Here is a 1017-nt window from a genome sequence, read left to right on the forward strand (position 1 = left end):
TCGTCGGCACACTGATCGTCTTCGGCTGCGTCTTCGGCAGCTACGCGCAGATGGGCGGCCACCTGCAAGTCCTCTGGCAGCCCTTCGAGTTCGTCATCATCCTCGGTGCCGCGATCGGGGCCTTCATCATCGGCAACGTCGGGCCGGTGCTCAAGGCCGTGCCCGGCATGCTCGGCACCCTGGTGAAGGGTCCGAAATACAACCAACAATGCTATCTCGAACTGCTGGGCATGCAGTTTTCGTTGTACAAGCTGGCGAAGTCGAAGGGGTCGATGGCGCTCGAGCCGCACATCGAAAATCCGGGCGAGTCAACGCTGTTCAACGCCTTCCCGACCTTCGCGGCCAACCACCACGCGGTGGAATTCCTGTGCGATTACATGCGCATGGTGACGCTGGGCGTCAACAACGTCTACGAGATCGAAGTCCTCATGGATGAGGAACTGGAGACGCACCACCAGGAGCAGGAGCGTATCGTCTCGGCCATGCAGTCGCTCGCCGACGGGACGCCGGCGCTCGGCATCGTCGCCGCCGTGCTTGGCGTGATCAAGACGATGGGGGCGATCAAGGAACCGCCGGAGGTGCTGGGGCACCTGATCGGCGGCGCGCTCGTCGGCACCTTCTTCGGCGTCTTCGTCGCCTACGGCTTCTTCGGGCCCATGGCACAGTCGCTCAAGAGCCTCTTCGAGGCCGAGTCCAAGTACTACCTTTCGCTCAAGGCGGGGCTGCTGGCCCATATCGGCGGCCAGCCGCCGGTGATGGCGATCGAATTCGCCCGCAAGTCACTGATGAGCGACGTCCGCCCGACCTTCACCGAAGTGGAAGAGGCCACCGCCGCGTTGCCCGCCTAGACCTGACGCGATTTCCAGGAGGAATTCCATGGCTACGATCATCGTCAAGAAGGTCAAGAAGGGCGGCCACGCCCATCATGGCGGGGCGTGGAAGATCGCCTATGCGGACTTCGTGACCGCGATGATGGCGTTCTTCCTGCTGATGTGGCTGATCAGCATGACGACGCAG

General features: G+C 62.6%; 2 protein-coding genes. Both read left to right on the top strand.

Going from position 1 to position 1017, the window contains the following annotated elements; genetic code table 11:
- On the top strand, positions 1-848 hold an 848-nt coding region (gene motA / locus MKK53_RS06480; protein WP_243927878.1), incomplete at its 5' end, for a flagellar motor stator protein MotA.
- 28 nt (positions 849-876) lie between these two features.
- A partial coding sequence (locus tag MKK53_RS06485) for a flagellar motor protein MotB (protein WP_279598855.1) occupies positions 877-1017 on the top strand: 141 nt, incomplete at its 3' end.

This window comes from Methylobacterium sp. J-076 (assembly GCF_022829405.1).
In the GTDB taxonomy this organism is placed as follows: Bacteria; Pseudomonadota; Alphaproteobacteria; order Rhizobiales; family Beijerinckiaceae; genus Methylobacterium.